At 66.2% G+C, this 21,156-nt stretch carries 24 protein-coding genes; 19 read left to right on the top strand and 5 right to left on the bottom strand.

Annotated features, from left to right (window positions below; translation table 11 throughout):
• Nucleotide 1 precedes the first annotated feature (1 nt).
• The 7 genes from P0645_RS15340 to P0645_RS15310 all read left to right on the top strand — a co-directional run bounded on the left by P0645_RS15340 (nt 2) and on the right by P0645_RS15310 (nt 9,106).
• Nucleotides 2-343: a hypothetical protein gene (locus tag P0645_RS15340; RefSeq protein WP_284165465.1), complete on the top strand. Its 342-nt coding sequence runs from the start codon at nt 2-4 to the stop codon at nt 341-343.
• Between the two features lie 79 nt (nt 344-422).
• Nucleotides 423-662 carry a phosphoribosylformylglycinamidine synthase subunit PurS gene (purS, locus tag P0645_RS15335; protein WP_284165464.1) on the top strand — a complete coding sequence of 80 codons (240 nt, stop codon included), beginning with the start codon at nt 423-425 and terminating at the stop codon, nt 660-662.
• A 173-nt stretch (nt 663-835) separates the two neighbouring features.
• Nucleotides 836-1,879: a zinc-dependent alcohol dehydrogenase family protein gene (locus tag P0645_RS15330; RefSeq protein WP_284165463.1), complete on the top strand. Its 1,044-nt coding sequence runs from the start codon at nt 836-838 to the stop codon at nt 1,877-1,879.
• A 126-nt stretch (nt 1,880-2,005) separates the two neighbouring features.
• Nucleotides 2,006-2,674 carry a phosphoribosylformylglycinamidine synthase subunit PurQ gene (purQ, locus tag P0645_RS15325; RefSeq protein WP_284165462.1) on the top strand — a complete coding sequence of 223 codons (669 nt, stop codon included), beginning with the start codon at nt 2,006-2,008 and terminating at the stop codon, nt 2,672-2,674.
• A gap of 45 nt (nt 2,675-2,719) precedes the next feature.
• Nucleotides 2,720-4,522, top strand: coding sequence for a sensor histidine kinase (locus tag P0645_RS15320; RefSeq protein WP_502855123.1), 1,803 nt, complete (start codon nt 2,720-2,722; stop codon nt 4,520-4,522).
• A gap of 3 nt (nt 4,523-4,525) precedes the next feature.
• On the top strand, nt 4,526-5,857 hold the full coding sequence (locus P0645_RS15315; RefSeq protein ID WP_284165538.1) for a sigma-54-dependent transcriptional regulator: 1,332 nt from the start codon (nt 4,526-4,528) through the stop codon (nt 5,855-5,857).
• Between the two features lie 495 nt (nt 5,858-6,352).
• Nucleotides 6,353-9,106 carry an Rne/Rng family ribonuclease gene (locus tag P0645_RS15310; protein WP_284165461.1) on the top strand — a complete coding sequence of 918 codons (2,754 nt, stop codon included), beginning with the start codon at nt 6,353-6,355 and terminating at the stop codon, nt 9,104-9,106.
• Between the two features lie 73 nt (nt 9,107-9,179).
• Here P0645_RS15310 and P0645_RS15305 read toward each other — a convergent pair whose 3' ends face one another.
• Complete coding sequence (locus tag P0645_RS15305; RefSeq protein ID WP_284165460.1) at nt 9,180-9,425, bottom strand: sulfurtransferase TusA family protein; 246 nt, start codon at nt 9,423-9,425, stop codon at nt 9,180-9,182.
• 103 nt (nt 9,426-9,528) lie between these two features.
• On the opposite strand from P0645_RS15305, the gene P0645_RS15300 reads away from it, so the two are divergent.
• The 9 genes from P0645_RS15300 to P0645_RS15260 all read left to right on the top strand — a co-directional run bounded on the left by P0645_RS15300 (nt 9,529) and on the right by P0645_RS15260 (nt 16,476).
• Entirely contained in the window at nt 9,529-10,281 is a 753-nt protein-coding gene (locus P0645_RS15300; protein WP_284165459.1) for a cytochrome c biogenesis CcdA family protein, read from the top strand.
• 193 nt (nt 10,282-10,474) lie between these two features.
• Complete coding sequence (gene rplU, locus P0645_RS15295; RefSeq protein WP_284165458.1) at nt 10,475-10,918, top strand: 50S ribosomal protein L21; 444 nt, start codon at nt 10,475-10,477, stop codon at nt 10,916-10,918.
• A gap of 14 nt (nt 10,919-10,932) precedes the next feature.
• A complete protein-coding gene (gene rpmA, locus P0645_RS15290) occupies nt 10,933-11,202 on the top strand; it encodes a 50S ribosomal protein L27 (protein WP_284165457.1) in 270 nt (89 codons plus the stop codon).
• Nucleotides 11,203-11,318: 116 nt separating this feature from the next.
• Nucleotides 11,319-11,663, top strand: a complete 345-nt coding sequence (locus tag P0645_RS15285; RefSeq protein WP_284165456.1) for a glycosyltransferase family 29 protein — start codon at nt 11,319-11,321, stop codon at nt 11,661-11,663.
• Nucleotides 11,664-11,779: 116 nt separating this feature from the next.
• On the top strand, nt 11,780-12,319 hold the full coding sequence (locus P0645_RS15280) for a GNAT family N-acetyltransferase (protein ID WP_284165455.1): 540 nt from the start codon (nt 11,780-11,782) through the stop codon (nt 12,317-12,319).
• A gap of 8 nt (nt 12,320-12,327) precedes the next feature.
• Nucleotides 12,328-12,840 carry a GNAT family N-acetyltransferase gene (locus tag P0645_RS15275; RefSeq protein WP_284165454.1) on the top strand — a complete coding sequence of 171 codons (513 nt, stop codon included), beginning with the start codon at nt 12,328-12,330 and terminating at the stop codon, nt 12,838-12,840.
• A 158-nt stretch (nt 12,841-12,998) separates the two neighbouring features.
• Nucleotides 12,999-14,030: a GTPase ObgE gene (obgE, locus tag P0645_RS15270; protein ID WP_284165453.1), complete on the top strand. Its 1,032-nt coding sequence runs from the start codon at nt 12,999-13,001 to the stop codon at nt 14,028-14,030.
• Entirely contained in the window at nt 14,018-15,139 is a 1,122-nt protein-coding gene (gene proB, locus P0645_RS15265; RefSeq protein WP_284165452.1) for a glutamate 5-kinase, read from the top strand. Before obgE ends, proB begins: the two co-directional genes overlap by 13 nt.
• A 62-nt stretch (nt 15,140-15,201) precedes the next feature.
• Entirely contained in the window at nt 15,202-16,476 is a 1,275-nt protein-coding gene (locus P0645_RS15260; protein WP_284165451.1) for a glutamate-5-semialdehyde dehydrogenase, read from the top strand.
• A gap of 2 nt (nt 16,477-16,478) precedes the next feature.
• Here P0645_RS15260 and P0645_RS15255 read toward each other — a convergent pair whose 3' ends face one another.
• Entirely contained in the window at nt 16,479-17,096 is a 618-nt protein-coding gene (locus P0645_RS15255; RefSeq protein WP_284165450.1) for a histidine phosphotransferase family protein, read from the bottom strand.
• Nucleotides 17,097-17,122: 26 nt separating this feature from the next.
• On the opposite strand from P0645_RS15255, the gene P0645_RS15250 reads away from it, so the two are divergent.
• The 3 genes from P0645_RS15250 to olsA all read left to right on the top strand — a co-directional run bounded on the left by P0645_RS15250 (nt 17,123) and on the right by olsA (nt 19,055).
• Nucleotides 17,123-17,311, top strand: a complete 189-nt coding sequence (locus P0645_RS15250) for a DUF3553 domain-containing protein (protein WP_284165449.1) — start codon at nt 17,123-17,125, stop codon at nt 17,309-17,311.
• A 119-nt stretch (nt 17,312-17,430) separates the two neighbouring features.
• Entirely contained in the window at nt 17,431-18,210 is a 780-nt protein-coding gene (olsB, locus tag P0645_RS15245; protein ID WP_284165537.1) for an L-ornithine N(alpha)-acyltransferase, read from the top strand.
• On the top strand, nt 18,207-19,055 hold the full coding sequence (olsA, locus tag P0645_RS15240; protein WP_284165448.1) for a lyso-ornithine lipid O-acyltransferase: 849 nt from the start codon (nt 18,207-18,209) through the stop codon (nt 19,053-19,055). Before olsB ends, olsA begins: the two co-directional genes overlap by 4 nt.
• A 9-nt stretch (nt 19,056-19,064) precedes the next feature.
• On the opposite strand, the gene P0645_RS15235 is transcribed toward olsA, so the two are convergent.
• The 3 genes from P0645_RS15235 to P0645_RS15225 form a co-directional block, all read right to left on the bottom strand.
• The gene (locus tag P0645_RS15235) at nt 19,065-19,283 is read right to left on the bottom strand and encodes a hypothetical protein (RefSeq protein WP_284165447.1); all 219 of its coding nucleotides are present in this window, start codon (nt 19,281-19,283) and stop codon (nt 19,065-19,067) included.
• 55 nt (nt 19,284-19,338) lie between these two features.
• Nucleotides 19,339-20,040, bottom strand: coding sequence for a sirohydrochlorin chelatase (locus P0645_RS15230; RefSeq protein ID WP_284165446.1), 702 nt, complete (start codon nt 20,038-20,040; stop codon nt 19,339-19,341).
• 80 nt (nt 20,041-20,120) lie between these two features.
• On the bottom strand, nt 20,121-21,149 hold the full coding sequence (locus tag P0645_RS15225; protein WP_284165445.1) for an extracellular solute-binding protein: 1,029 nt from the start codon (nt 21,147-21,149) through the stop codon (nt 20,121-20,123).
• Nucleotides 21,150-21,156: the final 7 nt, after the last annotated feature.

The raw sequence follows: 21,156 nt of genomic DNA, 5'->3' as shown, positions 1-21,156 counted from the left end.
GATGACGCCGAAGTCAGGGCTTCTGACGCGCCTTGCGGCCTATCTGGTCGTTCAGGTTCTGCATTGGCAACTCGGCTCCGCCGCGCGGCGGATGCTGCGGTTCGGCTGGATCGTACTCGGCCTCGCGCTCGCCCTGGCGGCTGCTCGCATTTATTCGGCTGGCGCCGATGCGGCCGTCTCCTTCTGGGCGCACTGGCCGTCTGTGGTACTCGCTAGTCTTGGCGCTGTCGGCCTTTACACTGGTACCCGCTTCCGCAAGCTCGTCGACGGGCTCGCGACGGCGACTGAGGGCTATGCTGCGCGCGTGGCAGCGCCTGACGACGCGCGAGGCCCGCAGAGGTGAGCAGCGCCACCCACAGGGGTTGCGGCGTCTCAGGCAGGGCGCTATGGGACGCGCGAGCCCGACAGCGAAGGAGCCACCCATGAAAGCCCGTGTCCATGTCATGCTGAAGGACGGCGTCCTTGACCCTCAGGGCGAGGCGGTGCGCCATGCGCTCGGCACGCTCGGTTTTCAGGGCGTGAACGGCGTACGGCAGGGAAAGGTGATCGAGCTCGACCTCGTCGCGACCGACCGTGCCGCCGCCGAGGCCGAGGTGAAGGTCATGTGCGAGAAGCTCCTCGCCAACACCGTGATCGAGAAATACTCGGTCGAGATCGCCTGAAACGCCCCTCCCGGGCTCGACCCGGGAGCTCTCCGTCGCGGCAGGAGGTCCCGGGTCAAGCCCGGGACGGGGGTGTGGGGGTACATGCCATTCCCGACATGCCCCGTCGCGCTTGCGCTTGCCTTTCCCGCAAAACCCGCGCCCTGTCTGTCCAGCGACGAGGGAGACTTGGGATGCGCGCGGCGGTCTTGGCGGAATTCAACCGGGATCTTGATGTCACCGACGTTCCCATGCCGGACTGTCCGGCCGACGGGGTCGTCCTGAAGGTCCTGGCCTGCGGCGTCTGCCGGTCGGACTGGCACAGCTGGACGGGCACCGACCCGGACGTCCATCTGCCCCATATCCCTGGCCATGAATATTGCGGCATCGTCGAGGAGTGCGGGCCGCTCGTTCGCGGCTGGCGCCCCGGCGACCGGGTGATCGCGCCCTTCATCCTCGCCTGCGGCACCTGCCCGGCCTGTGCAGCCGGAAACCAGACGACCTGCCCGACGCAGGCCATTCCCGGGTTCAACCGGCCGGGCGCCTTCGCCGAATATCTGGCGGTGCCGCATGCCGACGCGAACCTGACCGGCCTGCCCGAAGGCATGGACCCCGCGCTTGCCGCCGCCCTTGGCTGCCGTGTCACGACCGCCTGGCATGCGCTGACCGGGCGCGCCGCCGTGAAGCCCGGCGAATGGGTGGCGATCTTCGGCGGCGGCGGGGTGGGCCTGTCGGCGATGCTCCTGGCCCGCGCCATCGGCGCGCGGACCATCGTCGTCGATGTCGTCGCGGAAAAGCTCGCCCAGGCGCAGGCGCTGGGGGCCGACGCGGTGATCAACGCAAGGACTGAAGATGCCCCCGCCGCGATCCGCGCCCTGACGGGCGGGGGCGCCCATGTGGCGCTCGAGGCGCTCGGGATCGAGGAGACGACGGCCAGCGCGCTGCGCGCGCTCGGCAAACTCGGCCGCATGGTCCAGATCGGCATGCCGGCCGGGCGCCATGTCAACATGACGCTGCCCTGGGACACGGTCTATTCCGGCCAGCTGGCGATCTTCGGCACGCGCGGCATGCCCGCCTGGCGTTACCCGAGCCTTCTGTCGCTGATCGAGGCGGGCCGGGTCGATCTCTCTCCCCTCATCGCCCGCCGCGTCCCTCTCTCCTCGGCCTCGGCGGAACTCGCTGCCTTCAACGGCCCGACCCCGCCGGGTGTCGCGGTGATCACGGACTTCACATCCTAACCCGCTGACCCTCTTTCGTTTCGAAATATCCCGGGGGTTTGGGGGCAGAGCCCCCATTCTCTCTGGCACTCCCACCGCCCTTGCGCTATGGGGCGGCCAACAGCCATCTACCCCGAGGAGACGCCGATGAAAGCCGCGATCATCACCTTCCCCGGATCGAACTGCGATCGCGACCTGGCGGTCGCCTTCGAACAGGCGGGGGCCAAGGTCGCACGTGTCTGGCACAAGGATCACGACCTGCCCGAGGGCACCGATATCGTGGGCGTCCCGGGCGGCTTTTCCTACGGCGACTATCTGCGCTGCGGCGCCATCGCCGCCCAGTCGCCGATCATGCAGGCGGTGCGCAAACATGTCGAAAAGGGCGGCTACGCGCTCGGCATCTGCAACGGTTTCCAGATACTGACCGAAACCGGCCTTCTGCCGGGCGCGTTGATGCGCAACGCGGGGCTGAAGTTCGTCTGCAAGACCGTGACGCTCAAGGTCGCAACCTCGGACAGCGACTTCACCCGCGGCTGGAATGCCGGGGACGTGGCAAATATTCCGGTCGCCCATCACGACGGCAATTACACGATCGACGCCGACGGCCTTGCGCGGCTGAAGGACGAAGACAGGATCGCCTTCACCTATCGGGAAGATGTGAACGGCGCGACCGAGGGCATTGCCGGTGTCCTGTCGGCGAACCGCCGGGTCCTGGGCATGATGCCCCATCCTGAGCGTGCGGCGGACGCCCGGCTTGGCGGCACCGACGGATCGGTGCTTTTCCGCTCGCTCGCGGGGGCGCTGGCCCTCGCCTGATCCCTCCGGCTTGCCGGGGCGCCGGGCGCGGCCTAGATTGTTCCCATGGCGAGTGACGACGAAACCAGCCCCGCCCTGGCCCGGCCGAACGAGGCGCCGCAGCCCCGTGGCCGTCGGTCGCTCTGGGCGATGCGGGGAATTCTGGTGGCATTCATCGCCACGGCCGTCGCCTCGATCTGGGCGACGAATGCCCTTCTGACCGACCGTCTGACCGAGACGACGCGCACGCGCGCCGAGGTCCGCCAGGCGCTTTACTCCGGCCAGCTCATGTCGGAACTGCAGCGCACCGCGATCGTGCCACGGCTTCTGGGCCGCGACGCGGAGCTCAGCCGCGCGCTGGCCGACAAGAGCTATTCGCTCACCTCGCAGCGCCTGATGTCGGTCCAGCGCGAGATCGACGCCTCGACCATCCTTCTGCTCGATCAGGGCGGGCGGGTCGTCGGCGCGACCGACCGCAACCGGCTGGGCCAGAATCTCGGCAAGAACCAGGCCTTCATCCTGGCACAGCGGCAGAGCGGGACGGTCTTCACCGTCCATGAGCTTGACAGCGGGCGCTTCGAATTCTCCTTCTCGCGTGCGGTCTATGCCGAGGCCAAGCGGGTCGGCGTCATCCTTGTCACCGCCGACCTGTCGCGCTTCGAACGGGCCTGGGCGGGCGAGGTCGAGGCGGTCGCGGTTCTCGACACGACGAACCGCATCATCCTCGCGACCGAACCGCGCTGGCGCGGCCTTGCCATCGACGATGCGCTCGCCGTCAGATCGGCGCCCTCGGCGGTCCAGCGCGCCCTGCGCGTCACGGCCGATTGGGCGAACGACCCGCCTGACGCCTATGTCCGCGGTGTGGGTGTGATGCGGTCCGAGCTGCGCATTCCCTTCCAGGGTTGGCGCATCGTCAGCTTCACCACATACGATTCGATCCGAGACCGGGTGAATGCGGTTCTGGCGCTGGAAATCATGGGGTTCGCGCTGGTTCTGGCGCTGGCCTTCTACCTGGTTTCCCGCCGCGCCCAGCTGCAGAGCGCGCTCTTCCGCCGGGAATCGGCGGAACTTCGCCAGTTGAACAGCCGCCTTCAGCAGGAGATCGCCGAGCGGGAAAAGGCGCAGAAAGAGCTGGCGGTGGCCGAACAGACGCTGGCGCAATCCTCCAAACTCGCGGCACTTGGCGAGATGTCGGCCTCGGTCAGCCACGAACTGAACCAGCCGCTCGCGGCGATGAAGACCTACCTGGCGGGCGCGCGCCTGCTTCTGCAGCGCAAGCGCCCGGACGAGGCGCTGTCTTCCTTCCAGCGCATTGACGATCTGATCGAGCGGATGGGGGCGATCACGCGGCAGCTGAAGAGTTATGCGAGGAAGGGCGGCGAGGCGTTTGAGCCAATAGATGTTCGCTCTTGTGTCTCGGGCGCGCTGTCGATGATGGAGCCGACGCTCAGGACCCGTTCGGTCAAGATCACCCGCGCCATGCCGCGCCTGCCGGTGATGGTGATGGCCGACCGGATCCGGCTGGAACAGGTGATCATCAACCTCCTGCGCAATGCACTGGACGCGACCAAGGATGTGGCGCTGCCGCAGATCGATCTTCTCCTGACGGCGGGCGAGATGGCGATCCTGACCGTGCGTGACAACGGCACGGGGGTCACCGATCTCGATAACCTGTTCGAGCCTTTCTACACGACGAAGAAGCCCGGCGAGGGTGTCGGCCTGGGGCTTGCCATTTCGTCCGGTATCGTGAACGACCTTGGCGGACGGCTGACGGCGCGCAATGCGCCGAAGGATGCGGCCGGTGGGGGCGGCGCCGTGTTCGAGGTGCAGCTTCCCATCCTGAACCAGAAGACCAGAGCGGCGGAGTGAATGATGGCCCGTGCGATGAAAGTGGCGATTGTCGATGACGAGCAGGACATGCGCCAGTCGATCAGCCAGTGGCTGGCCCTGTCGGGCTTCGATACCGAGACCTTCCCCAGTGCGGAGGACGCGCTGAAGACCATCGGCGCCGACTATCCCGGTGTCGTCGTCTCAGACATCAAGATGCCCGGCATGGACGGGATGGCCTTCCTGAAAAAGCTGATGAGCGTCGACAGCGCGCTGCCGGTGATCATGATCACCGGGCACGGCGACGTGCCGATGGCGGTCGAGGCGATGCGGGTGGGTGCTTTCGATTTCCTTGAGAAGCCCTTCAATCCCGACCGGATGACCGAACTTGCCAAGAAGGCCAGCCAGAACCGCCGCATGGCGCTCGACAATCGGGCGCTGCGTCGCGAGCTTTCGGATGGCGCGACGATCATCAAGAAGCTGATCGGCGCCTCGCCCGCGATGGAGCGGCTGCGCGAGGATATCCTCGACCTTGGCCAGGCCGACGGCCATGTGCTGATCGATGGCGAGACGGGCACCGGCAAGACGCTGGTCGCGCATGCGCTGCATGCGGTCGGGCCGCGGGCAGGCCGCAAGTTCGTGGTGGTCAGCTGCGCGGCCTATGCCGAGGAGATGCTGGCACAGCGCCTGTTCGGACCGATGAATGATGGCGGCGCCATGCCGCTTGTCGAGGAGGCGAGGGGCGGCACGCTAGTGCTTGAGGATATCGAGGCGCTGAGCCAGGCGCTGCAGGCCCGCCTTCTGACCTTCATCAACGAACAGGGCACGCCGGCCGAAACCCGCATCGTCGCCATCTGCAACGATCACGAACAGGGCCGCTCGGCCGAGGAGGCACTGCGCCCCGACCTCTATTTCCGCCTGTCGGCGCTGAAGATCGTGCTGCCGCCCCTTCGGTCGCGCGGCGAGGATATCCTCACGCTCTTCACCCGCATGACCGAGCAGTTCGCCGAGGAATATGGCTGCGACGCGCCGCAGGTCACGGCACAGGAGGCGGCCCAGCTTCTGCAGGCGCCCTGGCCCGGGAATGTCCGCCAGCTGATCAACGTGGCCGAGCGCGCCGTCCTGCAGAACCGCCGCGGCTCGGGCTCGATCGCCTCGCTCCTGATGAGCGACAATGAAGAGGCGGCGGCGACGGTGACGACCGAGGGCAAGCCCCTGAAGGAATATGTCGAGAGCTTCGAGAAGATGCTGATCGACAATACGATGCGCCGTCACAAGGGCTCGATCTCGGCGGTGATGGACGAGTTGTGCCTGCCGCGCCGGACGCTGAACGAGAAGATGGCAAAATACGGGCTGCAAAGGCAGGATTATCTCTGATCCCGTTATGGCCGGACCGGGCCGCTCGTCGTGCCCTTTTCGTGCACGCCTCGCCGGGAAACCCGAGGCGCGCGCGCAAGGGCTCGACAAGGGGCCCGGGCTGGCTAGGGGCGATCTGCCAAAAAGCCCATTGTCATTGCTGCCCCAAGACCGCTAATGTCGGTTTTGTGACGGGTCGCGCCGATCAGGCGCGCCGTCCGTGAGTTTCGCCGCCGCGCGATCCCAGGCCCCCACCGGTCGGGACGCGCGTTTGCGGATGAAGGGCCGGAAGGCCCAAGGCATTGTCCGGGCGCAGGTCCGGGCGGAAGAACAGGAGGGTCTAAACCCTCCGGGAAATGAGAACCGCGATGCAACGCGCGCTGATCGGGCAGGAACTTGGGGGACGGCGAGAGGCCGCCCCGAACCTGTCTGCGCGCGCCATCGCCTTAGCAAAAACCGTCGATCGCCGTCCGGCCCCGCCAGGGGTGGGGCGGCTGTTGGCGTCTGGAACCTACAATGGCAACGAAAATGCTTATCGATGCCACCCACGCGGAAGAGACCCGCGTCGTGGTGGTGGACGGCAACAAGGTCGAAGAATTTGATTTTGAGACCGTAAACAAGCGGCAACTGGCCGGAAACATCTATCTGGCGAAGGTCACGCGGGTCGAACCCTCGCTGCAGGCAGCCTTCGTGGATTACGGCGGAAACCGTCACGGCTTCCTCGCCTTCTCGGAAATCCATCCCGACTACTACCAGATCCCCGTCGCCGACCGGCAGGCGCTCCTGGCCGAGGAAAAGGCCTATGCCGAGGCGATGGAGGCGGAGGAGCACGGCCGCTCGCGCCGTCGCCAGCGGGGCGGGGCGAAGGCGCAGGCCGCCGATGCCGGCGACCTCAAGCGGTCCAGCGATGACATCCCCGGCATGACGGTCATCGACCTCGGCGAAGACGAAGGCGAGGCGCAGGTCCGCGCCGCCGACGAGGCCGACGAGGCCGTCGGGGCCGTCGGGGCGCAGGACGCCGTCGAACCCGCGAACGGCAACGGCGAAGAGCCCTATGTCGCGGCCGACCACGCGGCCGACAGCGACCCCGAGATCGAATCGGTCGCCGAAGAGGATGTGGCCGAGGAAATCCGTCAGCCGAGGAAGCCGCGCCCGCGCCGCTACAAGATCCAGGAAGTGATCAAGGTCCGCCAGATCATGCTGGTCCAGGTCGTGAAGGAAGAGCGCGGCAACAAGGGCGCAGCGCTGACCACCTACCTGTCGCTCGCCGGCCGCTATTGCGTGCTGATGCCCAACACCGCGCGCGGTGGCGGGATTTCCCGCAAGATCACCAATGCGGCCGATCGGAAGAAGCTGAAGGACATCGCGGGCGATCTGGAAGTGCCGGATGGCGCTGGTCTCATCATCCGCACCGCCGGATCGCAGCGCACCAAGGCCGAGATCAAGCGCGACTATGAATATCTGATGCGGCTGTGGGAACAGGTCCGCGACCTGACGCTGAAATCGATCGCGCCCGCGCCGATCTACGAGGAGGGCGACCTGATCAAGCGGACGATCCGCGACCTTTACAACAAGGATATCGAGGAGGTTCTGGTCGAGGGCGACAAGGGCTATCGCGCCGCCAAGGACTTCATGAAGATGATCATGCCGTCCCACGCCAAGAACGTGAAGCTCTACACCGAACAGATGCCGCTTTTCGCGCGCTATCAGGTGGAAAGCTACCTCGGCGGCATGTTCAACCCGGTCGTCCAGCTGAAATCGGGCGGCTATATCGTCATCGGCGTGACCGAGGCGCTTGTCGCGATCGACGTGAACTCCGGCCGCGCGACCAAGGAAGGCTCGATCGAGGAAACCGCGCTCAAGACCAATCTTGAGGCGGCCGAAGAGATCGCCCGCCAACTGCGTTTGCGCGACCTTGCGGGCCTTATTGTCATCGACTTCATCGACATGGAGGAGCGGAAGAACAACGCCTCCGTCGAGAAGCGGCTGAAGGAAAAGCTGAAGACCGACCGCGCCCGCATCCAGGTCGGCCGCATCTCGGGCTTCGGGCTTCTGGAAATGTCGCGCCAGCGCCTGCGGCCGGGCATGCTGGAATCGACCACGCAGCCTTGCGCCCATTGCCATGGGACGGGGATCATCCGCTCGGATGACTCGCTTGCCCTGTCGATCCTGCGCCAGATCGAGGAAGAGGGCACCCGCAAGCGGTCACGCGAGGTTCTGGTCAAGGCGCCGGTCGCGGTCGCCAACTATCTGATGAACCAGAAGCGCGAGCATATAGCCCAGATCGAAGCCCGCTATGGCCTGTCGGTCCGGATCGAGGCCGATCCCTCGCTGGTCAGCCCCGATTTCAGCCTCGAGAAGTTCAAGACCGCGACGCGGGTCGTGCCGGAAAACCTCTCGCCGGTCGTCTCGGTGAACACGACGGCGATGGACGAGCCGGAGGAAGAGCCGGAGGAGGATGTCGAAGACGAGGCCGCCGAGGCCGTGGCGACGACCGAGAGCCGGGGCGAAGCCCGGGCCGAGGCACGCGGCGGCGATGGCGATGGCGAACCCGGTCGCAAGAAGAAGCGCCGCCGCCGGCGCCGCCGGCGCGGGGGTCGCGACGGCGAGGCCGAGGCGCAGGGCGCCGAGGCGGGCGCTGGTGATGACGAGAGCGGTGAGGATGCCGATGATGGCGCTGGCGAGGAGGCCGAAGGCAACGACGAGCCCGCCGCCGAGGCAGAGGCCTCAGTTGCCAAACCCAAACGCAGCCGCAGCCGCGGCGGCCGTTCGCGCAAGTCCGACCATCCTGCCGAGGCGGAAGTGAAGGCGGCTGAGGCTGCTGAGACGGCTGCTGCCGAACCTGCGATGGCCAAGGCTGAACCTGCGGCTGAACCTGCGACCGAGGCTCCGGCGGAGGCGGCGGTCGAAAAGCCGAAAGCGCGCCGGACGCGGGCGAAGAAGGCCGAGGCTGCGGTTGAACTAGCCCCCGAGGGCTCGACCGAGGCTTCGCCCGCGGCAGCGGCTGAGGCACCTGCGGCCGAAGCTCCGGCGCCGAAGGCAAAGCCTGCGCGCTCGCGCGCCAAGAAGGCGGCGGTTGCGGAAACGGCACCTGCGGTAGAGACGACCATCGAGACCCCGCCCGCAGCGCCTGAGCCGACGCCGGTTCCTGAACCGCAGGTGGCGCTTGCCACCGAAGGGCTTCAGCCCGATCCGGTCGCGGCGGAAACGCCAGCCGACAGCGACGAGCCGAAGCAGAAGAAGCGCGGCTGGTGGTCGCTCGGCCGCTGACGTCACCGGCAAACGAAACGGCAAACGAAACGGCAAACCCCGGCGCCATGCGCCGGGGTTTTGCTTTTCGGTCTCAGTCTTCGGAAGACCCGGGACCGCGCTCGATCAGATAGGTCTTCACGCCCCCCTGGTCGGTCGCCTCGATCAACCGGTGACCGGCGGTCGCGCAGAAATGCGGCACATCCACCCAGGAGGCCGGGTCTGTCGCCTGAAGCCGCAGCACTTCGCCCGGCGCCATCGGCCTGAGGCGCTTCTGGGCCTTCAGGACGGGCAGGGGGCAAAGAAGCCCGGTCGCATCGATCTCGGCGTCTTTGGTCATGCCTGCCGGTTAGGCGGGATGCGGCGAAAAGTCCACGGGCTTGTGATAGCCAGTCAGCGAAAGGCGGCGTGACGGCGGGCACGGCCTCGGCTATGGCAGAGACATGTTTGACACGTCGATCATGGACGCAGGTTTCGGGCTTGGCGCGCTCATCGCGCTGGCGGCGGGGATACTGTCGTTCCTCAGCCCCTGCGTCCTGCCGGTGGTGCCGCCCTATCTGGCCTATATGGGCGGGATCAGCATGGGCGATCTGACCGGCGCCTCGGGGCGCAGGCGCTCGGTCGTCCTGCCCGCGCTTTTCTTCGTGCTCGGCCTTTCCACGGTTTTCCTTCTCATGGGCGCCGCCGCCTCCGCCTTCGGGCGCGCTTTCCTGCAGTATCAGCCCGTGCTCACCAAGGTTTCCGGTGTGGTGGTCATCCTCCTCGGCCTGCATTTCCTGCGTGTCTTCCGCATCCCCTTCCTCGACCGCGAAGCGAGGCTCGATGCCGGCGACAGGGGCGGGTCGGCCTTTGGCGCCTATGTGCTGGGCCTCGCCTTCGCCTTCGGCTGGACGCCCTGTATCGGCCCGCAACTGAGCGCGATCCTGTCGATCGCCGCCTCCGAAGCCTCGGTCGGGCGCGGCGCGACGCTGCTGGCGATCTATGCGATCGGCCTCGGCCTGCCGTTCCTTCTGGCCGCGCTTTTCATCGGACGGGCGATGGATGCGATGGCGCGGGTTAAGCGCCACATGGGTCTGATCGAAAAGGCAATGGGGCTTCTTCTCATCATCGTCGGGCTGGCGCTGATCACCAATTCCCTCTCGCGCTTCTCTTACTGGCTTTTGGAGACCTTCCCGGGCCTTGAACTGCTTGGCTGAGAAGAAGCCTTCGGCCCTTGACTTCGCGTCCCCGCTCGCCGATAAGCCCCCGGTCCGGGCAAGTCATCCGACTCGCCCGGCCATTTCTTTGCAATGACGCCTTCGAGAGAGGGCGCGCTGTCCGAGGCGGCGACAAGCCGACAAACGCCGGAAACGGGGCCGAAGGGCGCGGAAACCGATGAAGGAAAGACCCATGTTCGCGGTCCTCAAGACGGGCGGCAAGCAATACAAGGTTCAGGCGGGCGATGTGCTGCGCGTCGAACTGATTGCCGCAAATGCTGGCGACAAAGTCCAGTTCAACGAAATTCTGATGATCGGCGGCGACGCGCCCGTTCTCGGCTCGCCCCTGGTGGCCGGTGCCGCGGTTCAGGCCGAAGTCATCGACAATATCAAGGCCGACAAGGTCATCACCTACCACAAGCGCCGCCGGAAGCATTCCTCGCAGCGCACCCGTGGCCACCGTCAGAAGCTGACGCTGGTGCGTGTGACCGAGATCCTCGCCAAGGGCGCGGACAAGTCGGATGTCGCAGCTGCGACCGGCACCGCGATCGCCCGCCGCGCCGCGCACAACAACGCCCCCGCCGCTGCCGCCGAAGCCCCCAAGGCCAAGCGCGCGACGAAAAAAGCCGACGCGTAAGAGGAGACTGACCCATGGCACACAAGAAAGCAGGCGGTTCCTCCCGTAACGGCCGCGATTCCGCGGGCCGTCGCCTTGGCGTGAAGCTCTACGGCGGCGAAAAGGCCGTTCCGGGCAATATCATCGTGCGCCAGCGCGGCACCACCTGGTTCCCGGGCGAAGGCGTCGGCATGGGCCGTGACCACACGATCTTTGCCGTCACCGAAGGCCACGTGACCTTCAAGAAAGGCCTCAAAGGCCGCACCTTCATCTCGGTTCTCCCCAAGACGGAGGCGGCCGAGTAAGCCGACAAACCGAAAAGAACCGAAGGTTCAGAAGGGGGATCGGCAGACAAGCCGGTCCCCCTTCCAGTTTCGACGGACGGGGTCCCGGCGCAAAGCGCCAAGCGAAAGGGACCATCATGACCAAGCACATCTCACGTGAGACCCGCATCACCGGCATCGAGTCGATGCTTGCCGCCCGCGGCTGCGCTTGGGCTTTCGCTTTCCCGCTTGAACTTCGTCACCAATCCGACCTTGCGGAAGAGATTGTCCAGGAACGCCTGGCAATGCGCCCCATGGCAGACCTTCGCCAGCGCCTTGCGGGCCTTTGGCGCCGCGCCGCCGAAAGGCTGGCGCGACCGTCTGTAGGCCTTGCCGCCCAAGCGCAAGACTTTATTGAGCTTTCGGGCGCAGGCTTCCCGCCTGCCTCCAGAACGGTAGGGGCCGGACCGGCAGCGGACAGAGAGATTCTGTCATGCTCCTGACGAAATCCGCGACCAGACTGCACGACGCCCTTGCGCCCGCGCCCCGTGGCGCCCACCTTTATTCCACCGGGTCCATTCTGGCCCGGGAGGATCACGGTTTTCGGAGGAGTGAAGACGTGAGACCTGAGACGATTGCCCTGCAACCCGTTATCGAAGCAGAGCGTTTTGATCTTCGCCCGATCCGGGCCTCCGACGTGGGCCTCATCGCGCTTTACACGTCGGACAAAAGGCTGGCCGAGGGTACAAGGGCCATTCCCCATCCGCTGCCGCCCGGCGCGGCCGAGGCGTTCGTCGCGCGCGCCCTCTCGGAGAAGCGTGACGAGGATATCTGGGTGATGGACGGCGCGGCCCATGGCCAGGCCGAAGTCCTCGGCCTCGTCAGCCTGATGCGGATGGATCGCGACCAGTCCGAGATCGGTTTCTGGGTGGCGCCGGGCCTGTGGAACACCGGCCATGCGTCCGAGGCCGTGCAGGCCATGGTCGCGGCCAACCCGCATGCCTCGCGCACGCTCTTTGCCGAGGTCTTTCAGGACAATCCCGGTTCCGCCCGGGTGCTGGTGAATGCGGGCTTCGACTATCTCGGCGATGCCGAGGCCTGGTCGGTGGCGCGCAGTGCCAAGGTGCCCACCTGGACCTACATGAAGAAGATGGGATGAGGTGAGAGATGCGCCGCCCCCATCTTCAGACGGGGCGGCTCACCCTCCGCCCCCTTGAAGCCTCGGACGAGGCCGCCGTCGTGGCCGGTCTGAACGACTGGGACGTGACACGCTGGCTTGCGGTCGTGCCCTTTCCTTACGGGCCGGCCGATTTCCGGACCTTCCTGTCCATCGCCGAACCGGGTGAAACCTGGGCGATCGAGGATCGCACGGGTTTCGTGGGTGTCATCGGCAATGAAGGCGCGCTTGGCTACTGGTTTGCGCGCCATGCCTGGGGCCGGGGCTATGCGACCGAAGCCGCCCGCGCCGTTCTTGCCGCGCATTTCGAAGAACCTGAGGCCACGATGATCGAGTCCGGTTACTTCGACGGCAATTCCCGGTCGGCGAATGTCCTGACAAAGCTCGGTTTTCGCATCGCTGGCTACAAGATCAGACGCACCGTGGCGCGCCCGGATGAAGATACGCTGTCGTGCCGGATGGAACTGACGCGGGAAAGCTGGTCGGCCGCGCGACCTTCCTGAAACCGCCTCTTCATCTTGGCTCAAATACCTCGGGAGGGTCCGGGAGGGCAGAGCCCTCCCGGCGGATCGCCGCCGAAAGGCGGCGAAACTCCTCGCCACTTGATCCTGCGCTCCGAAATCTCTATCGCCTGACCGACCCAGCCCGAAAGCCGTGCCCCATGAAGTTCCTCGACCTTGCCAAAGTCTATATCCGTTCGGGTTCGGGTGGAAACGGCTGCGTCTCGTTCCGGCGCGAGAAGTTCGTCGAATTCGGCGGGCCGGACGGCGGCGACGGCGGTAAGGGCGGCTCGGTCTGGGCCGAGGCGGTCGATGGCCTGAACACGCTGATCGACTTCCGCTACCAGCAGCATTTCTTTGCCCAGAACGGCCGGGGCGGCATGGGCCGGCAGATGACCGGCGCGGATGGCGACGATATCGTCCTGAAGGTCCCGGTCGGCACCGAGATCATCGACGAGGACGAGGAAACGCTGATTGCCGACCTGACGAAAGTCGGTCAGCGCGTGTGCCTTGCGAAGGGCGGCAACGGCGGCTGGGGCAACCTGCGCTTCAAGTCGGCCACCAACCGCGCGCCCGCGAACGCCAATCCGGGGCAGGAGGGGATCGAACGCACGATCTGGCTCAGGCTCAAGCTCATCGCCGACGCGGGCCTTCTGGGGCTGCCGAATGCCGGCAAATCCACTTTCCTCGCCGCCGTCTCGAACGCGCGGCCGAAGATCGCGGACTATCCGTTCACAACGCTCCACCCCAATCTCGGCGTCGTCGGAATTGACGGCAAGGAGTTTGTCATGGCCGACATTCCGGGCCTGATCGAGGGGGCAAGCGATGGCAGGGGCCTCGGCGATCTCTTCCTCGGCCATGTCGAACGCTGCTCGGTGCTTCTGCACCTCGTCGATGGGACCTCCTCGACCATCGCCAAGGATTACAAGACGATCATTGCCGAGCTGGAAGCCTATTCCCCCGAGCTCGCGGCAAAACCCCGCATCACAGCCCTGAACAAGATCGACGCGCTCGACGCAAAGACACTCGCGTCGCGCAAGCGCTCGCTGGAAAAGGCCAGCGGCAGCGAGGTGATGCTCCTGTCCGGCGCGGCGAAGAAGGGTGTCACCGAGGTCCTGCGCGCGCTTTGGGCAGAGATCACACAGAACAAGCGCAGCGACGCGGCCGAGGATATCGCATCGTGGCAGCCCTGACGCCCGATATCACCAAGGCGCGCAGGCTGGTCGTCAAGATCGGCTCGGCCCTGCTTGTCGACCACGCCAAGGGCCTCAAGCGCGACTGGCTGTCGGCCCTCGCCCTCGACGTGGTCGAGGCGAAGTTGCGCGGCGCCGACGTGATCCTCGTCTCTTCGGGTTCCATCGCGCTCGGCCGGGGCGTGCTCGGCTGGCCCACGGGCGCGCTGGCGCTGGAACAGGCGCAGGCCGCCGCCGCCGTCGGGCAGATCAGGCTCGCCCGCGCCTACGAGGAGGTCTTGGCCCCCCATGGCATCACCACCGCCCAGGTCCTGGTGACGCTGGAAGACACCGCCGACCGCCGCCGCTATCTGAACAGCCGCGCGACGATGGAAACGCTTCTCTCCGCGGGCGTCGTGCCGATCGTGAACGAAAACGACACGGTCGCGACCGACGAGATCCGCTTCGGCGACAACGACCGGCTGGCCGCCCAGATCGCGGTGACAGTAGGGGCGGACCAGCTGGTGCTGCTGTCCGACGTCGACGGGTTCTATTCGGCCAACCCCAAGGAAGACCCGGCGGCCGAACGGTTCGACCTCGTCGAGAAGATCACCCCCCGGCTCGAGGCGATGGCGGGTGATCCGGTCTCGGGCCTGTCGAAGGGCGGCATGAAGACGAAACTGATGGCCGCCAAGACCGCCGTTCAGGGCGGCTGCGCGATGGCGATCATGGAAGGGTCGGTGATGCGGCCGCTGAAGGCGCTTGCTGGCGGCGCGAACCGCACCTGGTTCCTGCCCGACGGCGATCCTCAGGCGGCGCGCAAGCGCTGGATCGCGGCGATGAAACCCAAGGGCGAGATCACGGTCGATGCGGGCGCGGTCGCGGCGCTGGAACAGGGCAAGTCGCTCCTGCCCGCCGGCGTCCGCGCGGTTGCAGGCACGTTCGGGCGCGGCGAGCCGGTGGCGATCCTCGGCCCCGCAGGCGAGGCGCTGGGGAAGGGGCTCATCCGCTATACGGCGGCCGAGGCCAAGGCCATCGCCGGTCATAAATCGTCCGAGATCGCCACGATCCTCGGCTATCAGGGCCGGGCAGCCCTTGTGCATCGCGACGATCTGGTGATGGATTTCTAAAGACGCGCGGGCCGGGGGTTTCACACCCCCGGACCCCCGTGGGATATTTGGGAACGGAAGAGATGCAGGCGGATCAGGGCAGGATGGATATCGCGGCGCTGATGGCGGGCATTGGCGCCCGCGCGAAAGCGGCGGCCGGGGAGCTTGCCTGTGCCTCGTCCGAGCGCAAGCATGCCGCGCTTGTCTCGGCCGCCCAGGCGGTCTGGGACCGGCGGCAGGAGATTCTCGACGCCAATTACATGGACCTCGCCTATGGCGCGGAAAAGGGCCTCACCGCGGCGATGATGGATCGCCTCACGCTTGACGAGAACCGGATTCGGGCGATCGTCGACGGGCTGAAGGCGGTTGCGGCGCAGAAGGACCCGGTGGGCGCGGTGATCGCCGAATGGAACCGGCCGAACGGGCTGAATATCAAGAGGGTGCGCACGCCCCTCGGCGTCGTCGGCGTGATCTTCGAAAGCCGCCCCAATGTGACGGCGGATGCGGGCGCGCTTTGCCTGCAGGCCGGGAATGCGGTCATCCTGCGCGGCGGGTCGGAAAGCTTCCATTCCTCGGAAGCGATTCATGACTGCATGGTTCAGGGTCTGAAGGACGCAGGCCTTTCACCGGATGCGATCCAGCTTGTCCCCACCCGCGACCGGGCGGCGGTGGCCGAGATGCTGCGCATGGTAAACCATATCGACGTGATCGTGCCGCGTGGCGGCAAGGGGCTCGTGGGTCTTGTGCAGAAGGAGGCCCGGGTGCCGGTCTTTGCCCATCTCGAAGGCATCTGCCATGTCTATGCCGACCGTGACGCCGACCTTGAGAAGGCCCGCGCCGTTGTCCTGAACGCCAAGACCCGCCGGACCGGCATCTGCGGCGCGGCGGAATGCCTGCTGATCGACTGGCAGTTCTATACGAAGCATGGCGCGGTCCTCATCGAGGACCTGCTGAAGGCGGGCGTCGAAGTCCGGACCGAGGGCGAGCTTCTGAAAGTGCCTGGCACCGTCAAGGCCGCGCCGGACGATTTCGGCCGCGAGTTCCTTGACAGGATCATCGCGGCGAAACTCGTGGACGGCGTCGACGAGGCCATCGCCCATATCCGCCGTTATGGCTCGTCGCACACCGAGGCGATCCTGACCGAGAATGACGCGACCGCCGACCGTTTCTTCCAGCGGCTCGACAGCGCGATCCTGATGCGCAATGCCTCGACCCAGTTCGCCGACGGCGGCGAGTTCGGCATGGGCGGCGAGATCGGCATCGCCACCGGCAAGATGCATGCGCGCGGGCCCGTGGGCGCCGAACAGCTGACCAGCTTCAAATATCTGGTGACCGGCGACGGGACCGTCCGGCCCTGAGGTCAGAAGCTCACGCTGATCCGGTTTGCAGCCATCTCGACCCCGAGGACGCGGCCGAGGCGCTGCGCTTCGCTTGCGAGAAGCGCGAACTGGATGAGCGCGGGGGGCAGGTCCCTTATCTCTCCGGCGGCGCCGAGCCGGGCCCAGAGCGGATTGTCCTGGCGGATCATCTCGGCCTGGCCGGTCACGCGCCACTGGCCGCCAGCCTCGACCGCCACCTTCCCGCCGCGCGGCATCGCGCTTTCGAGGCAGAGAATGGCGAGAAGGGCAAGCTTCGCCGGTCCGCGTTCGGCGCCATCGGGCGCGACGGTCCAGTCGATTGCCAGGCGGCTGGTGCGGCCTTGCGCGTCGACCGCGGCCTGCAGATCGGCGCGCGCGATCCGCTGATCGGCGTGGGCCTGCCCGAAGGCGATGCGGAAGAAACGGATACGGTCGTTCGCCGCCGCGACGCTTTCGGAGATCAGCGCGAGCTCGGGTCCCGCGGCAATGCCGGACATGGCGAGCAGCTCCAGCCCGTTGGCGATGGCGCCGAGGGGGCTGACGAGGTCATGACAGATCCGGGAGGCAAGGAGTGACGCCATGTCCGGCTTGGCGTCGTCGGCGACTGCGGCTAAATGCATCGGGTACCCCCGGAACGGAGTGAAAGGTGAACGAATTTCTGGAGCCCGGAATGATCGTCGCCCATCCGCGGGAACCGGACTGGGGCCTTGGTCAGGTGCAAAGCCGCATCGGTCTGAAGATCACCGTGAATTTCGAACATCGCGGCAAGGTGGTGATCGACGGCAATCATGTGGTGCTCAGGCTGGTTTCGGGACGGTCCGTACCGCAGGAATGATGCCGAATGGTTAATGCAGCTTTAACGCGAGTCAACGGCGAGCATGTTGCCGAATCCCGCGCCTGCCCGTAAAACCGCCACCGCGAAGGTAAAGACCCGAGGCTGATGACAGGATGCCGATGACGGCCGAGACATCGCAATACCAGGTGCGGCTGGCCCAGGGTGAGGCCGACCTTCTGGCAGCGCAGCGGCTGCGCTACCGGGTTTTCGTCGAGGAACTGGGCGGTGACGGGCCGTATGTGGACCATCTCGGCCGGTTCGAGCGCGATGAGTTCGACGATATCAACGATCATCTGGTGCTTGTGGATCTGACACGCGGCACGGGCGCGCTCGATCATGTCGTGGGCGCCTACCGGCTTCTGCACGGCGGCCGGGCCGAGGCGTTCGGCCGGTTCTATTGCGACGGGGAATATGATCTGGCGCCGCTCAGGCGGTCGGGGCGGCGGCTCCTGGAACTGGGCCGGTCATGCGTCGATGCCGGGCATCGGGGCGGGGCAGGAATGTTCCTTCTGTGGAACGGGCTTGCGGACTATGTGCTGGAGAACGGGATCGAGATCATGTTTGGCGTCGCCTCGTTTCACGGCACCGACATACATGCACTGCGGCGGCCGCTGAGCTGGCTTCATCATCACCATCTGGCGCCACCGGACCTGCGGGTGCGGTCGCGCCGGTTCGAGAGCATGGACCTGATGCCCGCGGCAGAGATCGACCGGCGCCAGGCCATGGTCGAGATGCCCGCGCTGATGAAGGCCTATCTGCGGCTTGGCGGATTTGTCGGCGAGGGGGCCTTTGTCGACCATGTCTTCAACACGACCGACGTCTGCCTTCTGATGGACACCCAGGCGATGAGCACCCGCCATCGCGATTTCTACACGCGCAAGCATGAGGCCAAGGTGTGACCACCTGGCGCCCGGAAGAGGAGCCGACCTTTGCCGCGCCGACAGCGGCGGGGTGGGTCAGGGCACTGGTGCGCGCGATCTCGCTGGGATTTCTGACCTCGCTCGGGCTCGTGGTGATGCTCCTCTCCCGTCTGCTCGAGGCACCGCTTTGCGGGCAGGCGCGGCCGGTGACGCCCTTCATCACCCAAGCTGTCTGCCGTCTGGCCTTCCTGATCCTCGGCATGGGCTATGTCTGTCGCGGCCAACCCATGGCGCATCGCGGGGCGACCGTCGCCAATCACTCCTCCTGGCTCGACATATTCGCGCTGAACGCCTGCCAACGGGTCTATTTCGTCTCGAAGGCGGAAGTGTCGGGCTGGCCCTTCATCGGCTGGCTGGCGCGCGCGACCGGTACGGTTTTCATCGAGCGCGACCCGCGGCGGGCCCGTGCACAGCAGGCGGAGTTCGAGGCGCGGCTTCGCGCGGGCCATCGGCTCCTGTTCTTTCCCGAAGGCACGTCGACCGATGGCATGCGGGTCCTGCCGTTCAAGTCAACTCTCTTTCAGGCCTTCTATACCCACGGGCTGGAACATGTGATGCAGATCCAGCCGGTCACGGTCGCCTATCATGCGCCTGCGGGCGCCGACAAACGGTTCTACGGCTGGTGGGGCGAGATGGACCTCGCGCCGCACCTTATGCACACGCTGGCCGCAAAACGGCAGGGGCGGGTCGAGGTGATCTTTCACCCGCCGGTCAGCGTCGACGCTTTTGCCTCACGCAAGGCGCTGGCGCTGGATTGCGAACGGTCGGTGCGGGCGGGCCTGGTCGCGGCCCTCGGCGCGGCAATCGACCCGTCGGATCGCTGACTGGAGGCGTCAGCGCAGGAAGGCCATCCAGATCAGGAAACCCCACAGCGGCAGGGCCATGACCATCACCGGCAGAAGCCACCAGCCGGAAGGGAGCCGCTCGTCGCCCGCCTGCGCCCAGTCATCCTCGATGCCCTGCTGGCGCTCCTGTTCAAGCCAATAGTCCAGCGGGTCGTTGCCGCTGCCGCTTTCGCGCGCTGACCTTCCCGTCGCTGCAATACGTCCCATGGTCCTTCCCCTCTCAACCCGGGGAAAGGCTAGGCACCGACAGGTTGAGAAAGGATTACCCTGCCGTTACGCGGTGATCCGCCAAGGCGCGGGCGATGAGGGCCGGGACGGTGGGATGGGTGCCAAGCGGGGCGAGCAGTTCGCCCCCGAACCTGGCCTCGGCAAGCGCGGTCGGGATATCCGTCTGCACATGACCCCAGCGCGCGACGAAGAGCGGCAGGCAAAGCGCGCGGGGGCCGAGGTCGCGCGCCGCGTCAGCAACATAAGGCGCCTCCTCGACGAAGCCAACATGAACCGAGGCAAAGCCCGTCAGTCTGGCGGCGATGGCCCGCGTCGCTGCCGCCGAAGCGCGGCTTCGGCCAGAGCCGTGCGCGGCAAGGAGGACACTGGTACCCGCCACCACCCAGCCGTTGGCGGTCGCCGCCTCTCGTGCAACCTCGGCGGCGAGCGTGGCGATGCCGGGCAGAAGGCCGAAAGCGGGCAGGATCGCGAGGCTGGAATGACCCGCCGCCGCCAGCCGACGCGGCAGCTCGCTGCGGGTGAACCAGCCGTCGGCCATGAAGAAGGGGAAGACGAGCGGATCGCTAAGGTCTTGCAGGGCCTGCTCAAGTGTGCGCGGGGCGGCGAGGGTTGCTCCGGCGATCCGCCATCCTGGCAGCAACGCGCCGACGGCAGCCGCAAGCGCGGCGATTTCCGCCTCGGGTGGTTCGGGGTCGGAGGGCTGGCCGTGCGCGACGATGAGGGCGGAACCTGTCATGTGCCGAACATAGGGCGGTGCGCGCAAAAGAACAGCCGCCGGATTGATCCGGCGGCTGGCAGTGGCAAGATGGGTCGCGCTTACTTCTGAAGCTCGGTCCAGATCGCGGTGATATATTCCTGGGCCTGGGGCGAGCAGGTCGGCAGGAAGTGGCCTGATGCCTTGAACTGTTCGGGAATGACCACTTCCGGAGCGTCCTTCATGTCGTCGGGCATGAATTCCTCGGACCCGGCAATCCCGTTGGCATAGCGGGCGAAGGCCGAAATCAGCGCGGCGTTTTCCGGCAAGGCGATGAAGTCGAGAAACTTGTAGGCCTCGTCTACATTCTGGGCGTCCTTCAGAAGGGCGACCGAATCCATCCAGATCGGGTAGCCCTCGACCGGATAGCCATATTGCACGTCGCCATTGGTGGCGAGCCGCACCCGCATGGTCGAACCGTTCCAGTTGACCGAGGCCGCCCAGTCGCCGTTCGACAGATGTTCGGTCGCGCCATAATCCATCGACAGCCAGTCGGGCTTGGCCGCGACCAGCGCGTCGCGCACCTTCTTCAGCACTTCCTTGTCCTCGGTGCAGGGCTCGCCGCCCGCCCAGAAGATCGCGAGGTTGATGATGTCGTTCATCTCGGGCACGACGTTGATCTTGCCCTTCAGCTCGTCCGGCACGTTGAGGAAGACGTTCGACGTGTTGATGTCGCCGCCGTAGATCTTGGTGTTAACCGCGATGCCGGTCGTGCCCCACTGCCACGGAACCGTGAATTTTCGACCCGGATCCCAGGCGACATCCATCCATTCCGGCGCGATATTGCCGTGATTGGCGAGTTTCGACATGTCCAGTTCCTGGATCAGCCCTTTCTCGACCCAGATCGGCACATAATTGGCTGATGGCACCACCAGGTCGAACCCGTGACCGCCCGCCTCGACCTTGGCCAGCGCCGCGTCGTTGCTGTCATAATCGGTGACGGTGACCTTGATGCCCGTCTCCTTCTCGAACTTCGCCAGAAGGTCGGGGTTCGTGTAATTGCCCCAATTGTAAAGCTGCAATTCACCCTCCGCACTGGCAAGACCGGTGGTCGCGAGAAGAAGGGCGGTTGCCGTGAGTAGTCTCTTCATGTCGATA

This window comes from Frigidibacter sp. SD6-1 (assembly GCF_030143255.1).
In the GTDB taxonomy this organism is placed as follows: Bacteria; Pseudomonadota; Alphaproteobacteria; order Rhodobacterales; family Rhodobacteraceae; genus TMP-24.
The sequence above is the reverse complement of the archived record's forward strand: the minus strand, read 5'-3'. Positions and strand labels throughout refer to the sequence as shown.

Coding starts and splice junctions, on each gene's coding strand:
- P0645_RS15340 (WP_284165465.1), top strand. CDS start 2: ATGACGCCGAAGTCAGGGCTTCTGACGCGCCTTGCGGCCTATCTGGTC.
- purS (WP_284165464.1), top strand. CDS start 423: ATGAAAGCCCGTGTCCATGTCATGCTGAAGGACGGCGTCCTTGACCCT.
- P0645_RS15330 (WP_284165463.1), top strand. CDS start 836: ATGCGCGCGGCGGTCTTGGCGGAATTCAACCGGGATCTTGATGTCACC.
- purQ (WP_284165462.1), top strand. CDS start 2,006: ATGAAAGCCGCGATCATCACCTTCCCCGGATCGAACTGCGATCGCGAC.
- P0645_RS15320 (WP_502855123.1), top strand. CDS start 2,720: ATGGCGAGTGACGACGAAACCAGCCCCGCCCTGGCCCGGCCGAACGAG.
- P0645_RS15315 (WP_284165538.1), top strand. CDS start 4,526: ATGGCCCGTGCGATGAAAGTGGCGATTGTCGATGACGAGCAGGACATG.
- P0645_RS15310 (WP_284165461.1), top strand. CDS start 6,353: ATGGCAACGAAAATGCTTATCGATGCCACCCACGCGGAAGAGACCCGC.
- P0645_RS15305 (WP_284165460.1), bottom strand. CDS start 9,425: ATGACCAAAGACGCCGAGATCGATGCGACCGGGCTTCTTTGCCCCCTG.
- P0645_RS15300 (WP_284165459.1), top strand. CDS start 9,529: ATGTTTGACACGTCGATCATGGACGCAGGTTTCGGGCTTGGCGCGCTC.
- rplU (WP_284165458.1), top strand. CDS start 10,475: ATGTTCGCGGTCCTCAAGACGGGCGGCAAGCAATACAAGGTTCAGGCG.
- rpmA (WP_284165457.1), top strand. CDS start 10,933: ATGGCACACAAGAAAGCAGGCGGTTCCTCCCGTAACGGCCGCGATTCC.
- P0645_RS15285 (WP_284165456.1), top strand. CDS start 11,319: ATGACCAAGCACATCTCACGTGAGACCCGCATCACCGGCATCGAGTCG.
- P0645_RS15275 (WP_284165454.1), top strand. CDS start 12,328: ATGCGCCGCCCCCATCTTCAGACGGGGCGGCTCACCCTCCGCCCCCTT.
- obgE (WP_284165453.1), top strand. CDS start 12,999: ATGAAGTTCCTCGACCTTGCCAAAGTCTATATCCGTTCGGGTTCGGGT.
- P0645_RS15260 (WP_284165451.1), top strand. CDS start 15,202: ATGCAGGCGGATCAGGGCAGGATGGATATCGCGGCGCTGATGGCGGGC.
- P0645_RS15255 (WP_284165450.1), bottom strand. CDS start 17,096: ATGCATTTAGCCGCAGTCGCCGACGACGCCAAGCCGGACATGGCGTCA.
- olsB (WP_284165537.1), top strand. CDS start 17,431: ATGACGGCCGAGACATCGCAATACCAGGTGCGGCTGGCCCAGGGTGAG.
- P0645_RS15235 (WP_284165447.1), bottom strand. CDS start 19,283: ATGGGACGTATTGCAGCGACGGGAAGGTCAGCGCGCGAAAGCGGCAGC.
- P0645_RS15230 (WP_284165446.1), bottom strand. CDS start 20,040: ATGACAGGTTCCGCCCTCATCGTCGCGCACGGCCAGCCCTCCGACCCC.
- P0645_RS15225 (WP_284165445.1), bottom strand. CDS start 21,149: ATGAAGAGACTACTCACGGCAACCGCCCTTCTTCTCGCGACCACCGGT.